This window comes from Mesorhizobium sp. (genome assembly GCF_004962245.1).
Classification (GTDB): domain Bacteria; phylum Pseudomonadota; class Alphaproteobacteria; order Rhizobiales; family Rhizobiaceae; genus Mesorhizobium.
Genome location: NZ_SUHQ01000018.1, coordinates 114879 through 129994 on the forward strand (window position 1 = coordinate 114879; position 15116 = coordinate 129994).

15 protein-coding genes, 1 tRNA gene and 1 pseudogene are annotated in these 15116 nt (G+C 60.0%); 9 read left to right on the forward strand and 8 right to left on the reverse strand.

Translation table 11 applies throughout. The features are described 5' to 3' along the window. Positions 1-110 precede the first annotated feature (110 nt). Complete coding sequence (locus E5X88_RS20055) at positions 111-647, reverse strand: EipA family protein (protein WP_292164373.1); 537 nt, start codon at positions 645-647, stop codon at positions 111-113. 409 nt (positions 648-1056) lie between these two features. Between E5X88_RS20055 and chpT the strand changes: the two genes are divergently transcribed. Together chpT and E5X88_RS20065 are read left to right on the forward strand one after the other, a co-directional pair. Next, positions 1057-1686: a histidine phosphotransferase ChpT gene (gene chpT, locus E5X88_RS20060; protein WP_126034453.1), complete on the forward strand. Its 630-nt coding sequence runs from the start codon at positions 1057-1059 to the stop codon at positions 1684-1686. A 247-nt stretch (positions 1687-1933) separates the two neighbouring features. Next, positions 1934-2302 carry a response regulator gene (locus E5X88_RS20065; protein WP_292164316.1) on the forward strand — a complete coding sequence of 123 codons (369 nt, stop codon included), beginning with the start codon at positions 1934-1936 and terminating at the stop codon, positions 2300-2302. Between the two features lie 169 nt (positions 2303-2471). Here the strand turns inward: E5X88_RS20065 and ctrA are convergent, their stop codons facing one another. Next, complete coding sequence (gene ctrA, locus E5X88_RS20070; protein ID WP_006203583.1) at positions 2472-3167, reverse strand: response regulator transcription factor CtrA; 696 nt, start codon at positions 3165-3167, stop codon at positions 2472-2474. 450 nt (positions 3168-3617) lie between these two features. On the opposite strand from ctrA, the gene E5X88_RS20075 reads away from it, so the two are divergent. Beyond that, complete coding sequence (locus tag E5X88_RS20075; protein WP_029349790.1) at positions 3618-3995, forward strand: flagellar export protein FliJ; 378 nt, start codon at positions 3618-3620, stop codon at positions 3993-3995. A 97-nt stretch (positions 3996-4092) separates the two neighbouring features. On the opposite strand, the gene E5X88_RS20080 is transcribed toward E5X88_RS20075, so the two are convergent. After that, complete coding sequence (locus E5X88_RS20080; protein WP_366664766.1) at positions 4093-4491, reverse strand: helix-turn-helix domain-containing protein; 399 nt, start codon at positions 4489-4491, stop codon at positions 4093-4095. An 89-nt stretch (positions 4492-4580) separates the two neighbouring features. Between E5X88_RS20080 and E5X88_RS20085 the strand changes: the two genes are divergently transcribed. Continuing rightward, positions 4581-5507, forward strand: a complete 927-nt coding sequence (locus tag E5X88_RS20085; protein WP_292164320.1) for an NADP-dependent oxidoreductase — start codon at positions 4581-4583, stop codon at positions 5505-5507. Between the two features lie 70 nt (positions 5508-5577). On the opposite strand, the gene E5X88_RS20090 is transcribed toward E5X88_RS20085, so the two are convergent. Continuing rightward, a complete protein-coding gene (locus E5X88_RS20090; protein WP_006203587.1) occupies positions 5578-5853 on the reverse strand; it encodes a DUF1153 domain-containing protein in 276 nt (91 codons plus the stop codon). A gap of 271 nt (positions 5854-6124) precedes the next feature. Between E5X88_RS20090 and mnmA the strand changes: the two genes are divergently transcribed. Continuing rightward, positions 6125-7315, forward strand: coding sequence for a tRNA 2-thiouridine(34) synthase MnmA (gene mnmA / locus E5X88_RS20095; protein ID WP_292164323.1), 1191 nt, complete (start codon positions 6125-6127; stop codon positions 7313-7315). A gap of 58 nt (positions 7316-7373) precedes the next feature. Here mnmA and E5X88_RS20100 read toward each other — a convergent pair whose 3' ends face one another. Continuing rightward, positions 7374-8339 (reverse strand): Gfo/Idh/MocA family oxidoreductase, encoded by a 966-nt coding sequence (locus E5X88_RS20100; protein WP_292164324.1) that lies wholly within the window; start codon positions 8337-8339, stop codon positions 7374-7376. A 352-nt stretch (positions 8340-8691) separates the two neighbouring features. On the opposite strand from E5X88_RS20100, the gene E5X88_RS20105 reads away from it, so the two are divergent. From E5X88_RS20105 to E5X88_RS20115, 3 genes are all read left to right on the forward strand, one after another. Continuing rightward, positions 8692-8768 (forward strand) — tRNA-Met (locus E5X88_RS20105). Between the two features lie 466 nt (positions 8769-9234). Then, positions 9235-9378, forward strand: coding sequence for a hypothetical protein (locus E5X88_RS20110; protein ID WP_292164325.1), 144 nt, complete (start codon positions 9235-9237; stop codon positions 9376-9378). A 133-nt stretch (positions 9379-9511) separates the two neighbouring features. Beyond that, positions 9512-9985: a mobile mystery protein A gene (locus tag E5X88_RS20115; protein WP_292164327.1), complete on the forward strand. Its 474-nt coding sequence runs from the start codon at positions 9512-9514 to the stop codon at positions 9983-9985. Positions 9986-10051: 66 nt separating this feature from the next. Here E5X88_RS20115 and E5X88_RS20120 read toward each other — a convergent pair. Next, a pseudogene (locus tag E5X88_RS20120) lies at positions 10052-11099 on the reverse strand (IS481 family transposase); the annotation flags it as partial. Between the two features lie 486 nt (positions 11100-11585). On the opposite strand from E5X88_RS20120, the gene E5X88_RS20125 reads away from it, so the two are divergent. Continuing rightward, entirely contained in the window at positions 11586-13499 is a 1914-nt protein-coding gene (locus tag E5X88_RS20125; protein ID WP_292164376.1) for a tetratricopeptide repeat protein, read from the forward strand. Here the strand turns inward: E5X88_RS20125 and E5X88_RS20130 are convergent. Both E5X88_RS20130 and E5X88_RS20135 read right to left on the reverse strand, forming a co-directional pair. Next, positions 13496-13957 carry a YHS domain-containing (seleno)protein gene (locus E5X88_RS20130; protein WP_292164328.1) on the reverse strand — a complete coding sequence of 154 codons (462 nt, stop codon included), beginning with the start codon at positions 13955-13957 and terminating at the stop codon, positions 13496-13498. The genes E5X88_RS20125 and E5X88_RS20130 overlap by 4 nt on opposite strands. Before the next feature lie 333 nt (positions 13958-14290). Then, positions 14291-15007 (reverse strand): pentapeptide repeat-containing protein, encoded by a 717-nt coding sequence (locus E5X88_RS20135; RefSeq protein WP_292164330.1) that lies wholly within the window; start codon positions 15005-15007, stop codon positions 14291-14293. Positions 15008-15116: the final 109 nt, after the last annotated feature.

The following is a 15116-nucleotide window of genomic DNA, read 5'->3' on the forward strand; positions in this document are numbered from 1 at the left end:
GACTGTGCCACGTTCGCATGACGGAATTCCAGCGCTGCGGCAAGGGTCTGCCGCAGCAATGTTCAGATCGCGAAGCTGGAACCAGTCGAGATGATGAGGCAGCCACCTGCTCAGAACGGATTCCAGGTCGCTCGCTGGGTAAGCTTGAGATAGCCGAGATTGACGCCAAGCCGGGCGCCGACGCCGGTACGGATCGGCACCAGCAGCATATTGTTGTTCTTCATCACGTTGAACCCGACGCCGGCCACGATATAGGCAGAGCCGGCAACGCCGCCGAAACGATTGTAGAGGCTGTTCACATCGTCGAGATTATAGACCAGCATCATCACCCGCGAGCCCTCGCCGCCAAAATCCCAGCCAAGTGACGGCCCCTGCCAGAACACTTTGTGATCGCCGGCATTCTTGGTGTAGAGCGTGCCCTCGCCATAGGTCAGGCCACCGATCAGCGCACCCGAGCCCTCCTCGCCAAGCAAATAGCCATTGGGCAGGCCGTAGGAGGAGAAAATCTTCTCGACGACGGTGGCGAGCCCGCCCGACGTCGCGCCGAAGAATTTATGACCGGAATCGACGATCTCCTGAGCGGTGTATTCCTGGGCCCGCGAAGCCGAGGTTGAAAAGACGACAAGGCCCATGAGAGCGATCGCCATTGAGATGACACGGAAAAAGGTCCGGTCAGAGATGACACGGAAAAAAGTCCGGTCGTAGTATCGGGAAAACATGCTTCCAATCTCCGTCAGGGAGCACTTTCGCCGACGCCTCGCACCCGTGCGGCTCTTTGGCGGCCGTTAGGATGACTGTTATGGGCAAACTATGCCGTAATCCTTTTTCAACCATTAAGCTTTCACATGAAGATGGCGGTTAGAAGGCTGATTTCGCGTCGCCCGCGCAGTATCCGTACCCTGCGTGCTTTTTCGATAATGACAATTCCGGATTTGTTGCTGCACGCTCAGGCGCTGTGTATTCAGTAGGCCGTGGGAGAGAGCGTGATTCGCATGGACAGGCGTGATCATCGATCGCCCGGCCATTTCTAGTGAAATTTTGCAGGGACTTTCGCCTATGGCTGAGCTTTTCACCCTTTCCGCACCGGATCTCGCAGCGCTTTTGTGCAGCCGGGTCTGCCACGACATCATTTCACCGGTCGGCGCCATTAACAACGGGCTTGAGCTGCTCGATGAAGGCGGCGCCGACGAAGACGCCATGAAATTGATTCGCCAGAGCGCCAGAAACGCTTCGGCCCGCCTGCAATTCGCCCGCATCGCGTTCGGCGCAGCCGGTTCTGCCGGCATGATGATCGACACCGGGGACGCCGAGGCCGTTGCCATCGCCTTCCTGAAGAACGAGAAGCCGGAACTGGTCTGGAACGGAACCCGCGCGCTGTTGCCCAAGAACAAGGTCAAGCTGCTGCTCAACCTCATTCTCGTCGCCAACGCCGCCATTCCGCGTGGCGGCAAGCTTGCGGTCACACTCGAAAACCTGGACACCGAACCACGCTTTGCGCTCGCCGCGAGCGGTCCGATGCTGCGCGTGCCACCCAAATTCCTGGAACTCCATTCTGGTCACAAGCCCGAGGAACCAATCGACGCGCATTCGGTGCAGCCCTATTACACGCTGCTCCTGGCGCGCGAGGCCAACATGACGATATCGATTCACGCGACCGCGGAAGAAATCGTGCTTTCCGCTGCCTGAAGTTACCAAGCTGGTTGAAAAGAGCAGATAAGTATTTTTCCAAGAAATACTTACTAAGCTGCCGCACTCGAATGCGATGAGCCTCCGCGCCTAGATTGGCCTGAAGCATCCATGAAGAAACCTACGTAAAAGCCGTTCTTGCAAAAATTTTACCTAATGGCTTTTCGGCTTCTTTACCGGATGGACCTATGGTGTCTTTCAGTACGGTGACGCTGCCGGATTGCCGCATGGCAAAGGGGGCTGGGAAATGAAACGCTGCATGTTCGTCGACGATTCGAGCGTCATCAGGAAGGTTGCAAGGCGCATCCTGAGCGGTTCCGACATGCTGGTCATCGAAGCAGCCAGCGGGCTTGACGCGGTCGAGATGTGCGCTGCCGACATGCCGGACATCATCATCGTCGACGGTGCCTTGCCGGACATTCAGGCTGTGGACGTCATCCGCCGCGTGCGCGCCATGGAAAGCCCGGTTCGGCCCCAGATCCTGATTTCGCTGGTTGAGGTCGACGTCGCTTCGATCATGCGGGCAAAGCGCGCCGGCGCTCAAGGCTATCTGCTGAAGCCGTTCAACCGGCCGCAACTTCTCGAGTGCTTCCGCACCTTGAAAACAGCCGCCTGACCCGCCCGATCGTCAGCCGACCTTCGGTCCCGAACGGATCATGTGCACATTGGAGCATACCTTCTGCGTCCAAGTGGACGCACGTCGCTCCAATATCTGCAACACAAACGCAAAATCCGGCCGAAGCCGGATTTTTGTCGGAAAAACCGATCGGGTCGGCGTTGTCGGTTCAGGCGCTGACGCGGATATCTTCCGGCTCGCGCAGCACATAGCCGCGGCCCCAAACCGTCTCGATGTAATTCTGGCCGCCGGAAGCGGCGTCAAGCTTCTTACGCAGCTTGCAGATGAAGACGTCGATGATCTTCAGTTCCGGTTCGTCCATGCCGCCGTAAAGGTGGTTGAGGAACATTTCCTTCGTGAGCGTGGTGCCCTTGCGCAGCGAGAGCAACTCCAGCATCTGGTATTCCTTGCCGGTCAGATGCACGCGCTGGCCACCGACCTCGACAGTCTTGGCATCGAGATTGACCACCAGGTCGCCGGTGGTGATGACCGACTGGGCATGACCTTTGGAACGCCGCACGATGGCGTGGATGCGGGCGACCAGCTCGTCCTTGTGGAAAGGCTTGGTCATGTAATCGTCTGCGCCGAAGCCGAGGCCGCGTACCTTGTCCTCGATGCCGGCCATGCCGGAGAGGATGAGGATCGGTGTCTTCACTTTGGAAAGACGAAGTGTTCTCAAGACCTCATATCCCGACATGTCAGGAAGATTGAGGTCGAGAAGGATGATGTCATAGTCGTAGAGCTTGCCTAGATCGACACCTTCTTCGCCAAGATCGGTCGTATAGACATTAAAACTTTCCGATTTCAGCATCAGCTCGATGCTTTGTGCGGTTGCACTGTCATCTTCTATCAGCAGAACACGCATTTCATTCCCCTTTTCTGCTGCCGGACCATTTCACGACCCGTCTAGGACCGGAGCAGTGATTGCCTGAGCAGAGGCTGCCATCGAATGGTTAACAAAACCTAATTCCGTGCCGATGACGGTATCAGATTTTTTAACCCCTTTCTACACCTTGTTGAATCTAATGACGAATCACAGGACCAAACCGCTAATGCAAAACATTAATAAGCCAGACTAAGTGACTCTTCGGACTCGCCGGCCGTCCTTCCGCGTCGAGAGCCGGAATTTTTACCCGGCCTTAAGTCCTGAGCCGTATGATTAACAATGCCCGTAAACGAATGGTTACCGCCGGCAAAAAACTTTAGGAGTTTGTTTCCCATAGTTCCGGTAAAGTCGGTGGAGACGGGCGAAGCCTGCGTTTGCCAGGTGGATTGGACGATATGTGCAGGTGTGCGTTTCCAGGAGTACCGAATCATGAAGTCACGTGAAAACCTCGTTCGGCTGAAGCAATTTCAGGTGAACGAGAAGCGGCGGCAATTGCTGCAACTCGACATGATGATCGCCGAGTTCGAGCGTATGGCTGTGGAACTGGAGCTTCAGATCACCGCCGAAGAAAAGAAGGCCGGCATCACCGACATCAACCATTTTGCCTATCCGACCTTCGCCAAGGCAGCGCGCCTGCGCCGCGACAACCTTAGAAATTCGCAAAGCGACCTCGCCCAGCAGCGAAGCGTCGCCGAATCACTGCTCGGCGAAGCCGAGGCGGAACTTTCCAAAGCGGAAATGCTCGAATCGCGCGACACCAAGATCCGCGACGCCGAAACCGGCGGCCGCAGCGCCATGATCGGCTGAAAACAGGGCTTTTAAGCCCAATCAAACGCCCGGCGATCAGGGCGTTGCTCATCTGGAACGTCGCCGCTCATTGGTCGAGCAGCCACCGGTTTCACGCCTACGCGACCAAATCCCCTTCATGTTCCGCGACCGCCCGCGCCCGGGCATCCCTAATGTCAGGCGCATGCTGCTCCGACCAGGATCTTATCTGATTGAGCAGCCCCGCCAGGTTCTGGCCGAGTTCGGTCAATTCGTATTCGACCCGCGGCGGGATAACCGGAAAGATCTCGCGCCGCACCAGGCCATCGCGTTCGAGGACGCGCAGCGTCTGCGTCAGCATTTTCGGGGAGATGCCTTCGAGCTTGCGCGCCAATTCACCATTGCGCATTCGGCCCCGGCGCAATGCGCAGATCACCAGATAGACCCATTTGCTGGCGAGCATCTCAAGCACCGTATGCGAAGGGCACGTCCGCCGGAACGCATCGTAGCCGAAAGGGGATTTATCCTCACTATCCATGAGGTACCTATATATCAAAGAGGTACATACTAGACAACCGCATATTACTATCCAGGTGATAGTGGCGCACCAACAAGCAGGAGACCTCAATGCGTGCCATTATCCAGAATTCCGTCGGCGGACCCGAAGTCCTCGTCATTGCCGATCGCCTCGCGCCTTCGCCCAAGGCCGGCGAGGTGCTTGTCCGCATCGGCGCCGCTGGCATCAATCCGGTCGACGGCGCGGTTCGCGCCGGGCGCTACCCGCTGCTCGGCGAGCCGCCCTTTATCCTTGGCTGGGATGTTTCGGGAACCGTCGAGGCGCTGGGTTCAGGCGTAACCAGCCTCAAGGTCGGCGACGCCGTGTTCGGGATGCCGCGCTTTCCCAAGCAGGCGGCCGCCTATGCCGAGTTGGCTGCTGTCCCGGCGGACGAGATTGCCCCGAAGCCGAAAGGCATCGATCACATCCATGCCGCGGCGCTGCCCCTGGCCGGCCTGACGGCCTGGCAAGGTCTTGTTCGCCATGGCAGGCTCGAACGAGGCCAACGCGTGCTGGTCCACGCGGCGGCCGGTGGGGTCGGGCATCTGGCGGTACAGATCGCCAAGGCGCGCGGCGCTCATGTCGTCGCCACCGCCAGCCCGGAAAAGCTCGACTTCGTCCGCTCGCTGGGAGCCGACGAAGTGATCGATTACACGAAAGACGATTTCGTCGACAAGGTCCACGACATCGACCTCGTCCTGGAGTCGGTGGGCGGCGCCCATGCGCAGCGCTCGCTGAAGGTGCTCAAGGCCGACGGCGTGCTGGTGTCGTTGCTCAACGTCGACGACACCGCCAAGGCAGAAGCCAAGGCGAAAGACATCCGCGTCGAGCGGATGTCCGTCGTGCCCGATCGCGCGGACCTTGTCGAACTTGGCAAGCTTGTCGATGCGAAAGAGCTTGCCGTCCACGTGGCAAAGACCTTTCCGCTCGAAGAAGCAGGCGCTGCCCATGCCTTTCTCGCCACTAGGCCGATCGGCAAGGTGGTGCTAACGGTCTGAAGCAGAGAGAACCGTTCCGGCAACAAAAAGGGCGCGGATTGTCGCGCCTTTTGACTTCCTCGAACCAGCCTTAATGCCGATATTGCTGGATGCGCGTCGTGCGCAGCCCGGCAAGGCCATACTCGTCGATCGACGCCTGCCAGGACAGGAATTCCTCGGTAGTCAGCTTGTAGCGCTGGCACGCCTCTTCGAGGCTCAAAAGCCCGCCGCGCACAGCCGCCACCACTTCCGCCTTGCGCCGGATAACCCAGCGACGAGTGTTCGTAGGCGGCAGATCGGCAATCGTAAGGGGGCTGCCGTCAGGCCCAATAACATATTTGACTCGCGGTCTAACAAGATCGGTCATCGTACTCTCTACAAAAACTCAAAGACCCAATCCACACCACAATACCGCCACAGCTTTAAAATTTGCCTAAGCAGACCCTAATAGCTAGGTAAGGATCATGAACGCCGCGTTAGTCTTTTCGTCGGCATTTGAGATATCCGCCCGCAAGCGCTGAATCCGTTCAAAAAAATCGGCCAGCTCGCGAAGCTGGCGCACCTGGAAAGCTTGACCTATATTCCTGCCATTGGCATTCAAGCGTCGTCATTCAGGCGCCGTGCAGAACGAAAGAACCATGAACAGCCTCGATCTTCCCGGACGTCCCGAAAACACCCGCGTCGTTGTCGCCATGTCGGGCGGCGTCGATTCGTCGGTGGTTGCCGGTCTTTTGAAGCGCGAGGGCTACGGTGTCGTCGGCGTCACGCTGCAGCTCTATGACCATGGCGCCGCAACGCACCGGGCCGGCTCGTGCTGCGCCGGCCAGGACATCGATGATGCTCGCCGCGTCTCCGAGACGCTCGGCATTCCGCATTATGTGCTCAATTACGAGGAGCGCTTCCGCAAGGCGGTGATCGACCCCTTCGCGGAGAGCTATGTGGCCGGCGAAACGCCGATCCCTTGCGTTTCCTGCAACCAGACGGTGAAGTTCGCCGACCTTCTGGCAACCGCCAAGGAGCTCGGCGCCGACGCGCTGGCCACCGGCCATTACATCCGTTCCGGCACCAACGGCGCCCATCGCGCCCTGTACCGGCCGGTCGACGCGGACCGCGACCAGAGCTATTTCCTGTTCGCCACCACACAGGCACAGATCGACTATCTGCGCTTTCCGCTCGGCGGCCTGTCAAAGCCGGAGGTTCGCGCCATAGCCGAGGACATGGGGCTGACGGTCGCCGCCAAGCAGGACAGCCAGGACATCTGTTTCGTGCCGCAGGGCAAATATTCCGACATCATCGCCAAGCTGAAGCCGGCTGCCGCCAATCCAGGCGACATCGTCCATATCGACGGCCGCGTTCTCGGCCGCCATGAAGGCATTTTGCGCTACACGATCGGTCAGCGCCGCGGCATCGGCGTCGCCTCGGGTGAGCCGCTCTACGTCGTCCATCTCGACGCCGACCGGGCCCGCGTCGTCGTTGGCCCGCGCGAGGCGCTGGAGACGCACAAGATCTATTTGCGCGACATGAACTGGCTGGGCGACGCCGCGCTGTCCGACATCCCGCCGGCCGGGCTGGAGCTTTTCGCCAAGGTCCGCTCGACGCGCCCGCCACGCCCCGCCGTGCTGCATCACAGCGCCGGCATCACCTCGGTGGAGTTGGTCGACGGCGAGTCCGGCATCGCGCCCGGCCAGGCCTGCGTGCTCTATTCCGACGACGGCAACGAGGCCCGCGTGTTCGGTGGCGGTTTCATCGAGCGTTCCGAGCGTGGCGCCGAGGCCGAGGCGATGCTGACGCGGCTGGCGGCCCGGCCAGCGCGGGTTCCCGCCGAATGATCCCGATTCTACCGGGATAGATCAGGGCTCTAGTCTAACACGGCGGCGCGCTTCTCGCTCAGGAAGACGATCCTGTGTGGGTAACCGTGCCTGCAGTCAGGATGCGCAGCACCCTGATGGCTTCCTCGCCGCTGGTGCGCGGTTCTGCCCGCGTCTCGATGCATTGGATGAAATGCTCGAGCTCTCGCGTCAGCGGCATGCCCTCGCCCACCGCCACATAGGACGGCTCGTTGGTGGTAAAGGCCCATTGGCCGCTGTCTTGCCATACCGCGTGGCGGTAGACGGCGAGCTTGCGCTCCCACGGTTCGACATCGTCGAACACCGCCATCGCCTTGGTGCCGACCACGGTCAGCCGTCGTTCGCGGTAGGGATTGAGCCGCGACGCGAAGAGATGGCTACGCAGACCGTTGGGAAAACGCATGTGCAGATGCGCGAAATCGCTGAGATTATCGAGGAGCGCTGCCCCCTCGCCGCGCACCTCGATCGGTTCCGTGCCGGTGATGGCGAGGATCATCGACAGATCGTGCGGCGCAAGATCCCACAGCGCGTCGTTCTCGGTGTGGAACTTGCCGAGCCCGAGCCGGTGCGAATGGATATAACGGACCTCGCCGAGCTCGCCATTGTCGATCAACGCCTTCAACGTCTCGAAGGCGGGATGAAAGCGCAGCACATGGCCGACCATGAAGACGCGGCCATTATCGGCCGCCGCCTTCACCGAACGCTCGGCATCCGCCACCGTCAGCGCGATCGGCTTTTCCACCAGCACGTCCTTGCCCCCCTGGACGGCTTGCACCGCCATGTCGGCGTGGAACTGCGGCGGCAGCGCCATGACGATGGCGTCGATGTCGTTGCGGACAAACAGCGCCTCCGGCTCGATCGCCAGGCAATCCTGTTCACTGGCGAACCCTTCGGCACGGGCACGGTTGACGTCCGAGACCGCGTGCAGCGCGCCGAGCGCCTTGAGGGTGCGGATGTGGTTGCTGCCCCAGTATCCGCAACCGAGGACTGCAATGCGCGGTTTCATCAATTCCAACTCTAGAATTTCGTGGCCGAGACATAGCGGCGCGCCCCGGCGAACTCAACCCCGGCAGGTGCGCTCAAATGTCTGCCCGGCAAAGCTTTTCGGCGATTAGAACGACATGCGTCCACTTGGACGCACAAAGTGCGCGTCTCGAGACTTTGAATCTTCGCATCGTGCTTTCCGAACCGAAGGTCAGCGCAGCAAAAATCGATTCCGATGCGATGAAATATGCCCGGCATGCCGGCTGCATCGATGCTTGACAGGCTTGCCGTCCCAACCTTATATCCGCCCGACCTTGGCGAACGCTTCGATATGCCTTCCGATTTAAGGCGGATTTCGGGCCTTTCGCCGCCCTGGCGGGGTAGCTCAGTTGGTTAGAGCACGGGAATCATAATCCTGGGGTCGGGGGTTCAAGTCCCTCTCCCGCTACCATCACTGCAGCGCTAGGCGCCTCTCCCGGCTTGCGATTTGGCAGGTTGAGAAGCTCCGCACTAATGACCGCGTCCTGAGCCGGATCGAGGTCCGGATCGCTTGTCTCCTTTTCCTGCAGCCGCTGGCGTTTCTGGTCTTCGGCGCCCGGAAGCCCCATCCGTGACGGTCCAAGAGTGGGGAAGGCGATGCCGTCGATGCTCTCCGTCCTCACCCCTTCGAACAAATTGTGATCGCAGTAGCCGTAGCCGCGGAACCGCCCGGGGGGCTGGTAGAATCTCTCGTCGAGCGTGACATGATCATGGCGCGAGAGAGAAATTAGGCCGGGCAGATAGCGGATATGCTCATACTCACGGGCTGCCGAGTCGGCAGCGTGTACGGAAATGCGCGCTGCGTAACCGGTCTTGATCGTGTGCGGCCCCCACAGCTTGTCCCCCGTGGAAATCCAGGCGGTTTCATGGGTCGTGGCATGACCCAGCACGGCATTGTCGACGAGGACGCCGATCGGTCCTGTTTCTTTCAGGAAACGCCGCGCACGATACGTCGAAAAATCGGCGAGCCGCTGCGAAACACGTGGCCGGTATTCGAAGCGCAGATGCTCCAGATATCGTGAAAAGCGATTCATCGACCGAGTTTGGCTGATTAGACCCGCCGTTGGCAATAACATATACATTATCATAAGTTTACAAGTTGATAATATGTAAGCTATTGCATGAACATGTTTGAATAATGATAAGGTTATCAAAATGCGCCCGCAGGAACGCGCCACAGCCAGACGCCAGCTCGACAAGAGGCTCAGCCCCTTGCGAACCCGGGAGGGATTCGCAAGGCCGCCGCGCGGCTGGATCAAGGCGATCCGCGAAGCGCTCGGCATGACGACGGCACAGCTTGGAAAGCGGCTGGGCGTCAGCCAGCCGCGCGCCGTCGCCATCGAAAAAGCCGAAAGCACCAATGCGATCACGCTCGATTCGCTTGAACGCGCCGCCCGGGCGCTGGACTGCGACCTCGTCTATGCGCTGGTGCCGCGCAAGCCGCTCGAAACCCTTACCGAAGAACGCGCCCTCAGGCTGGCAAGGCGCCGCGTCAGGCCTGCCCGCCACACAATGGCGCTTGAAGCACAAAGCGTCGATCCGGAAGCCGAGGAAGAGCAGGTCAGGCATCTCGCAAGACGCCTGCTGGAAAAGCCCGGCTCGGCGCTGTGGGATGACGAGGCGTTATGACAGTCGCCTATCGAAAACCGGTCGCTCGTCGTCTCGGTTGGAGGCTTCGCCGCGAGCATCGCGGCGAAGTCGATCGAACACCAGTTTGACGCCGACGGTCTGGCCGGCGAAGACCTGGCTGAGATTGATCTTCTTGCGATTGTAGCAGATGCGCCCGCAGGTGGTGAAGGTGACTGCCTTGTCGTGGAAAGGGTAGTCGAGCTGCGGCAGTCCCCGATAGGGTCGCGGCGAGAGGCTGTAGCGCTCGGCAGGGCAGGCCATATCGAGCGCCTGGTGCGGGCGTTCGGTGTTGTACTCCTCGACGAAGTCATCGAACCTGGCCTGCTGCTGCAGGAAGTTGGCGCCGGCCGGTTTGGTGGTCTCCAGTTTCAGGGTCAGATGCATGCGTTCATGGCGGCCGTTCTGCTGCGGGCAGCCGGGCTTGATGCGCTCGATGGCGATGCCAAGCCTCAACCACCACACCGACAGCCGGGAGAGATTGAACAGCGCATTGGGACTGGCAAAGGGCACGCCGTTGTCGGTTCTGATCGCCCCAGGCAGGCCGAATTCCCTGAAAACGCTTTCGAACACGGTGAAAGCATAGGCCTCCTTGGTGGTGTGAAGCCTCGCAGGCCAACAGATAACGGCTGGCGAAGTCGCTGACCGTCAACGGATAGCAGTAGCGCCGGTCGGCCAGCATGAACTCGCCCTTGTAATCGGCGCACCACAACTCATTGGGCGCGGCGACGTGAGACAGCGGCGTTCCCGTGGCCCTGTTGCGTCGCCGCTTGCGGCGCTTGACCAAGCCGTGGCGGTCGAGCACCGCATGCACCGTCGAGATCGCCGGACAATGAACGTCCGGATAGAGCCGCACCAATCGCTCCCTGATCTTCGGCGCGCCCCAGTTGGGCTTGTCCTGCTTGGCACGCACAATCAGCTTCTCGATTTGGAAAGGAAGCTGATTGGCGTGCCGGTAAGGCCGCCGCGAGCGGTCAGTCAGCCCTTCCAGCCCGCTGTCATTGTAGCGGTTGATGAGCTTGTAGCCGGTCTTGCGCGAGATTCCGAACTCCCGGCAGACCACCGCCATCTTCTCGCCATCCAGAAGCCGCGCTACGAATTTGAGACGCTCGTCCATAAGGTTGCACTCCTGCCAAGGCACCTTTGCTCTCCTCGCAAAGGCTGGAAGTGTAACCCATGTCTCCGGAATGAACTGTCACCTATCTCTCGGGAAGGGTAATGTACATTCCAAAATCGTGTAGCGCGCGTCCGGTTTGGTCCAGGCCGTCTTAAAACGCGCCGCCGAAGCCAGAGAGTAGAATCTCGTTCTCGGAGAACATCGCGCGAAGCCCCCGAGCAGCATCCGAATTCTCATTTTACATAAAACTTAGGAACGACATTCTCAAGGTTCGCGCCCGGCGTCGAGTTTTCACACGACCTCGATCCATTCCAGACCTTCCGGTGCATGCACAGCAAAGGGCCTTGCGGCGATACAATGCGCCCGACTTCTGCTACGGTGCATTCCTCGGGCATAAGTGGTCTTAAAGAACGCCGTCGTGGATCGCAAGCTTGCTGCCATTCTTGCTGCCGATGTGGTGGGCTACTCCGCGCTGGGAGAGTTGGATTGTCAACCGAGCATGTAGAGCGGCGACTTACGGCCATTCTAGCGGCCGACGTCGCCGGTTACAGCCGGCTGATGGGCAACGACGAGGAAGGGACGCTCGCCCAGCTGAAGGCGCATCGGCGTGCTCTGGTCGACCGAAAGATCAACGAACACCGCGGGCGGATTGTCAAGACCACCGGCGATGGGATGCTGGTCGAGTTCGCGAGTGTGGTCGAGGCCGTGCGCTGCGCCGTCGAGATCCAGCGCGGCATGGCGGAACGCAATGTCGCGGCGCCGGCGGGACAACGTATCGAGTTCCGCGTCGGCATCAATGTCGGCGACATCATCATCGAGGGTGACGACATTTTCGGGGATGGCGTCAACGTGGCGGCTCGCTTGGAGGGGCTCGCGGAGCCTGGCGGCATCTGCGTCTCGGGCCGCGTGCAGGAAGACGTGCAAGGCAAGCTCGACATTACCTTTGAGGATATCGGCGAACAGAAGCTCAAGAACATCGCTCGGCCGGTGCGCGCCTTTCGCGTGCGGCTCGACGCCACGGCCGCTCCGGCGCCCGCCGGCTGGCGCCGGGGATTGTACGCTGCTCTGGCACTGATGATTTTGCTTGCTGTAGGCGCGCTGTGGACCGGTCTTGGCTCTGAGTGGAAATTTCTCAGCATTCTGCGCTCAGGCGATCAAGTCACAAAAAGTACTGAAGTCGGCACGAAACCCGCGATCGCCATTCTCCCGTTCCTGAACCACAGCGACGATTCGGCTCGTGAGTATTTCGCGGATGGATTGACGCAGGATATCATCAACGCACTGGGTCGGTTCTCCGCGCTGACCGTGATGTCGTGGAACGCTGTCCTCCCCTACAAAGTAAAGCCAGCAAGCCCGGAGGAGATCGGCCGCGGACTCGCCGTCAGCTATCTGGTCGAAGGCAGCGTCCGCCAGACCGGCGACCGTGTGCTGGTCATCGCGCAACTCGTCGACACAAGGCAGGGACGAGTGCTTTGGTCTGCACGCTTCGAGGAGGCGCTGGCGGACGTGTTTGCGCTGCAGGACAACATTGTCACTGACATTGTCAGAGTCCTGGCGATTCGCGTGACGCAGATCGAACAAAATCGCGTGTTCACAAAGCCAACCGAAAATCTCGCAGCCTATGATTACGTGCTGCGCGCCAGGCCGGCATTGCAGCGCCCGACGCATGCAAACAATGTAGAGGCGCGCGCCCTGCTCAAACGCGCCATCGAGCTTGACCCGAACTACGCTGCTGCCTATGCGGCACTTGCCGAAACCTATCATTTAGCGAGCTCGATGGGCTGGGCGGAATCGCCGACCGCGTTCCTGAGCCGTGCCGAGGAACTGGCAACCAAGGCGCTGAGACTTGATGATTCCGACGTGCGCGCGCGTATCACTCTCGGCCACATCCACCTCTTTCATCAGAGATACAACCAGGCAGAGGCGGAGATCGAGCGCGCCATTGCGATCAATCCGAACGATGCCCACGGCCTCGCCGGGCGCGGCACCATCCTGTTGTGGCTGGGACACACGGATGAGGCGATCGAAGCCTTGGAGCAGGCGCAGCGCATCGACCCCGATCTCAATGCGATCGATCGCTTTGCGCTGAGCCTGGCCTACTATCTGAAACGGCGGTACGACGCGGCGATCGAACAGGCGGAACTTAATCTTCGAACGACCGCAGGCGCGAACTTCAGCCGTATCCTACTGGCGGCCGCCTATGCACAACACAACCGAGCGGAGGACGCCGCGCGTGTCGTGACGATGATACGCCGCATGGACCCAACCTTCGACCCGCAGGAGTTCGGAACCAAGTTTCTAAGCTCTGGCGATCTCGAACATCTGCGCGACGGATTCCGCAAGGCCCGCCTCTACCCCGTCACAGGCGACCTGCCACCGGCCGAGAGAATGAACCGCTAATGTCCTTGAAGTAGCGCGCGGTTCTGGTTGGCCTTCGCGATGTTCGCAGCAAGGTCCTGCCGGAAGAGCGCGGGTCCCATCGGGGCCGGCTTGCCGAAAATATAAAGCTTGCCGTCGCTGATCAGCCAATTCTCCGGGTTGGCCTCGTCGAGTTCGCCCAGGGCCAGCGCCATTGCACAAAAATTTCCGAACTGCGGCGCGTAGCGTACAGGATCGGCCTTGAAAAGTTCGCGATGCTCAGTGTTCGCGAAGAGGTAGCGGTGCTCGTCCCATTCGTACGCGATCTCCGGCAGCCCTCGCGTGGGACTACCAAGGGTGAAATAGGCGACCGGGTCATAACCCTTGATCGCCAGGGAAACTGCTTCCTCCGTGGCAAAAGACGGCAGCGAGGTTGCAAACAGGGCGGCTGCGACCGCCAGCACGAGGCGAACTGAATTTCGCCGAGAGACCTTGTCCATGGCGAATTCCCTGTGATTTGCCCTTCCCGGGCCCGCGAACAACCACTCGCCACGCGGCAAACAAAGCCGTCTGCGTTATTTCGTTCGGGGACTGATTATGGCTCTTGTGGCGCTCGGCCGCAACACGTTTCGGAGATTTTCGGAGTTCGAGTGTGGTAAGGGCCGCCGCCCGTTGCAGGGGTGCCGGGCTCCATTCTTCGTATGCTTGTGGCGCGCAAGGCGGACCTTCCATTCAGAGCGGCGATCTCAGAAATCAATAGGCGCAGCAATGACATAGCGGTGCCCAATTTCATCCTCTTCGGTGCAGCATTGCCGCAGTTCGCTTGCCGACAACTATTCCTGCTGGAATTGACAGGGCCAATCTTTAGGCCTCGTCAAGCCAGAAGGCAACTCGGTCCGGGCGTCTCCGCAAGCCATGTTGAGCTGCCACTGGGACAGACCCACCGAATTGGAAAGGTCGACGCCCTCGATACGGGTCAGAAAGAAAAAGGCGCGGTCAAAGTCTATCGGCGCGGTGAACGTCGCTCCTCGGAAGTCCACCCGTGCGAGATTGGCAAACGAGAAGCGGCTGCCGCTGATATCGGCGTCATGGAACTGCGCACGCCCCAATTCTGCCTTTGTGAAATCAACATTGGTCAGGTTGGCGCCTTGGAAATTCGAGCGCTGGATTTCCGCGCTCGCAAACACAGCGCCCTGCGCGTCCATACGGCTGAAGTCGGTCCTGTAGGCCTCGATTCTGTCGAACCGGGCGCCTTTGGCGGTCGAGTCGGCCAGGGAAGCACGCACAAGCGTTGCCTTCTCAAGATTTGCCGCAAGGAGATTGCTGTTCCTGAGGTCGGTCGAAGTGAAATCAACACCGAACAGGTTCGCCCCGCTCAGGTCCTGTCCTTCTAGGATGAGAAGCTTCTTGTCACACTCGTGCCAATTGACGCCAGGCGTCGCGGCTGCGTGGCAGTTGTGAGCAGCAGTGGCGTTCTGCCAAGCAAACAAAGTGCAAACCGCTAGAACCAAGCCGGATGCACCGTAAGCTCTGGTTCGCCTCAAAGTCATTGTTGCTGGACCTCTGCTCCTCGCCGACACTCAACCTTACCACATCTGCTGACACTCGAGCCACGGTGACCACCGCCGTCACAGTTAGCGCATTTCTCCGTTGATTATG

What these genes read in the sequence shown, in the direction of transcription:
- E5X88_RS20100 (WP_292164324.1), bottom strand. Translation starts at nt 8,339, where the DNA reads ATGAAACCGCGCATTGCAGTCCTCGGTTGCGGATACTGGGGCAGCAAC.
- E5X88_RS20130 (WP_292164328.1), bottom strand. Translation starts at nt 13,957, where the DNA reads ATGGACAAGGTCTCTCGGCGAAATTCAGTTCGCCTCGTGCTGGCGGTC.
- E5X88_RS20075 (WP_029349790.1), top strand. Translation starts at nt 3,618, where the DNA reads ATGAAGTCACGTGAAAACCTCGTTCGGCTGAAGCAATTTCAGGTGAAC.
- E5X88_RS20085 (WP_292164320.1), top strand. Translation starts at nt 4,581, where the DNA reads ATGCGTGCCATTATCCAGAATTCCGTCGGCGGACCCGAAGTCCTCGTC.
- chpT (WP_126034453.1), top strand. Translation starts at nt 1,057, where the DNA reads ATGGCTGAGCTTTTCACCCTTTCCGCACCGGATCTCGCAGCGCTTTTG.
- E5X88_RS20065 (WP_292164316.1), top strand. Translation starts at nt 1,934, where the DNA reads ATGAAACGCTGCATGTTCGTCGACGATTCGAGCGTCATCAGGAAGGTT.
- E5X88_RS20090 (WP_006203587.1), bottom strand. Translation starts at nt 5,853, where the DNA reads ATGACCGATCTTGTTAGACCGCGAGTCAAATATGTTATTGGGCCTGAC.
- ctrA (WP_006203583.1), bottom strand. Translation starts at nt 3,167, where the DNA reads ATGCGTGTTCTGCTGATAGAAGATGACAGTGCAACCGCACAAAGCATC.
- mnmA (WP_292164323.1), top strand. Translation starts at nt 6,125, where the DNA reads ATGAACAGCCTCGATCTTCCCGGACGTCCCGAAAACACCCGCGTCGTT.
- E5X88_RS20080 (WP_366664766.1), bottom strand. Translation starts at nt 4,491, where the DNA reads ATGGATAGTGAGGATAAATCCCCTTTCGGCTACGATGCGTTCCGGCGG.
- E5X88_RS20110 (WP_292164325.1), top strand. Translation starts at nt 9,235, where the DNA reads ATGACCCAGCACGGCATTGTCGACGAGGACGCCGATCGGTCCTGTTTC.
- E5X88_RS20115 (WP_292164327.1), top strand. Translation starts at nt 9,512, where the DNA reads ATGCGCCCGCAGGAACGCGCCACAGCCAGACGCCAGCTCGACAAGAGG.
- E5X88_RS20135 (WP_292164330.1), bottom strand. Translation starts at nt 15,007, where the DNA reads ATGACTTTGAGGCGAACCAGAGCTTACGGTGCATCCGGCTTGGTTCTA.
- E5X88_RS20055 (WP_292164373.1), bottom strand. Translation starts at nt 647, where the DNA reads ATGGCGATCGCTCTCATGGGCCTTGTCGTCTTTTCAACCTCGGCTTCG.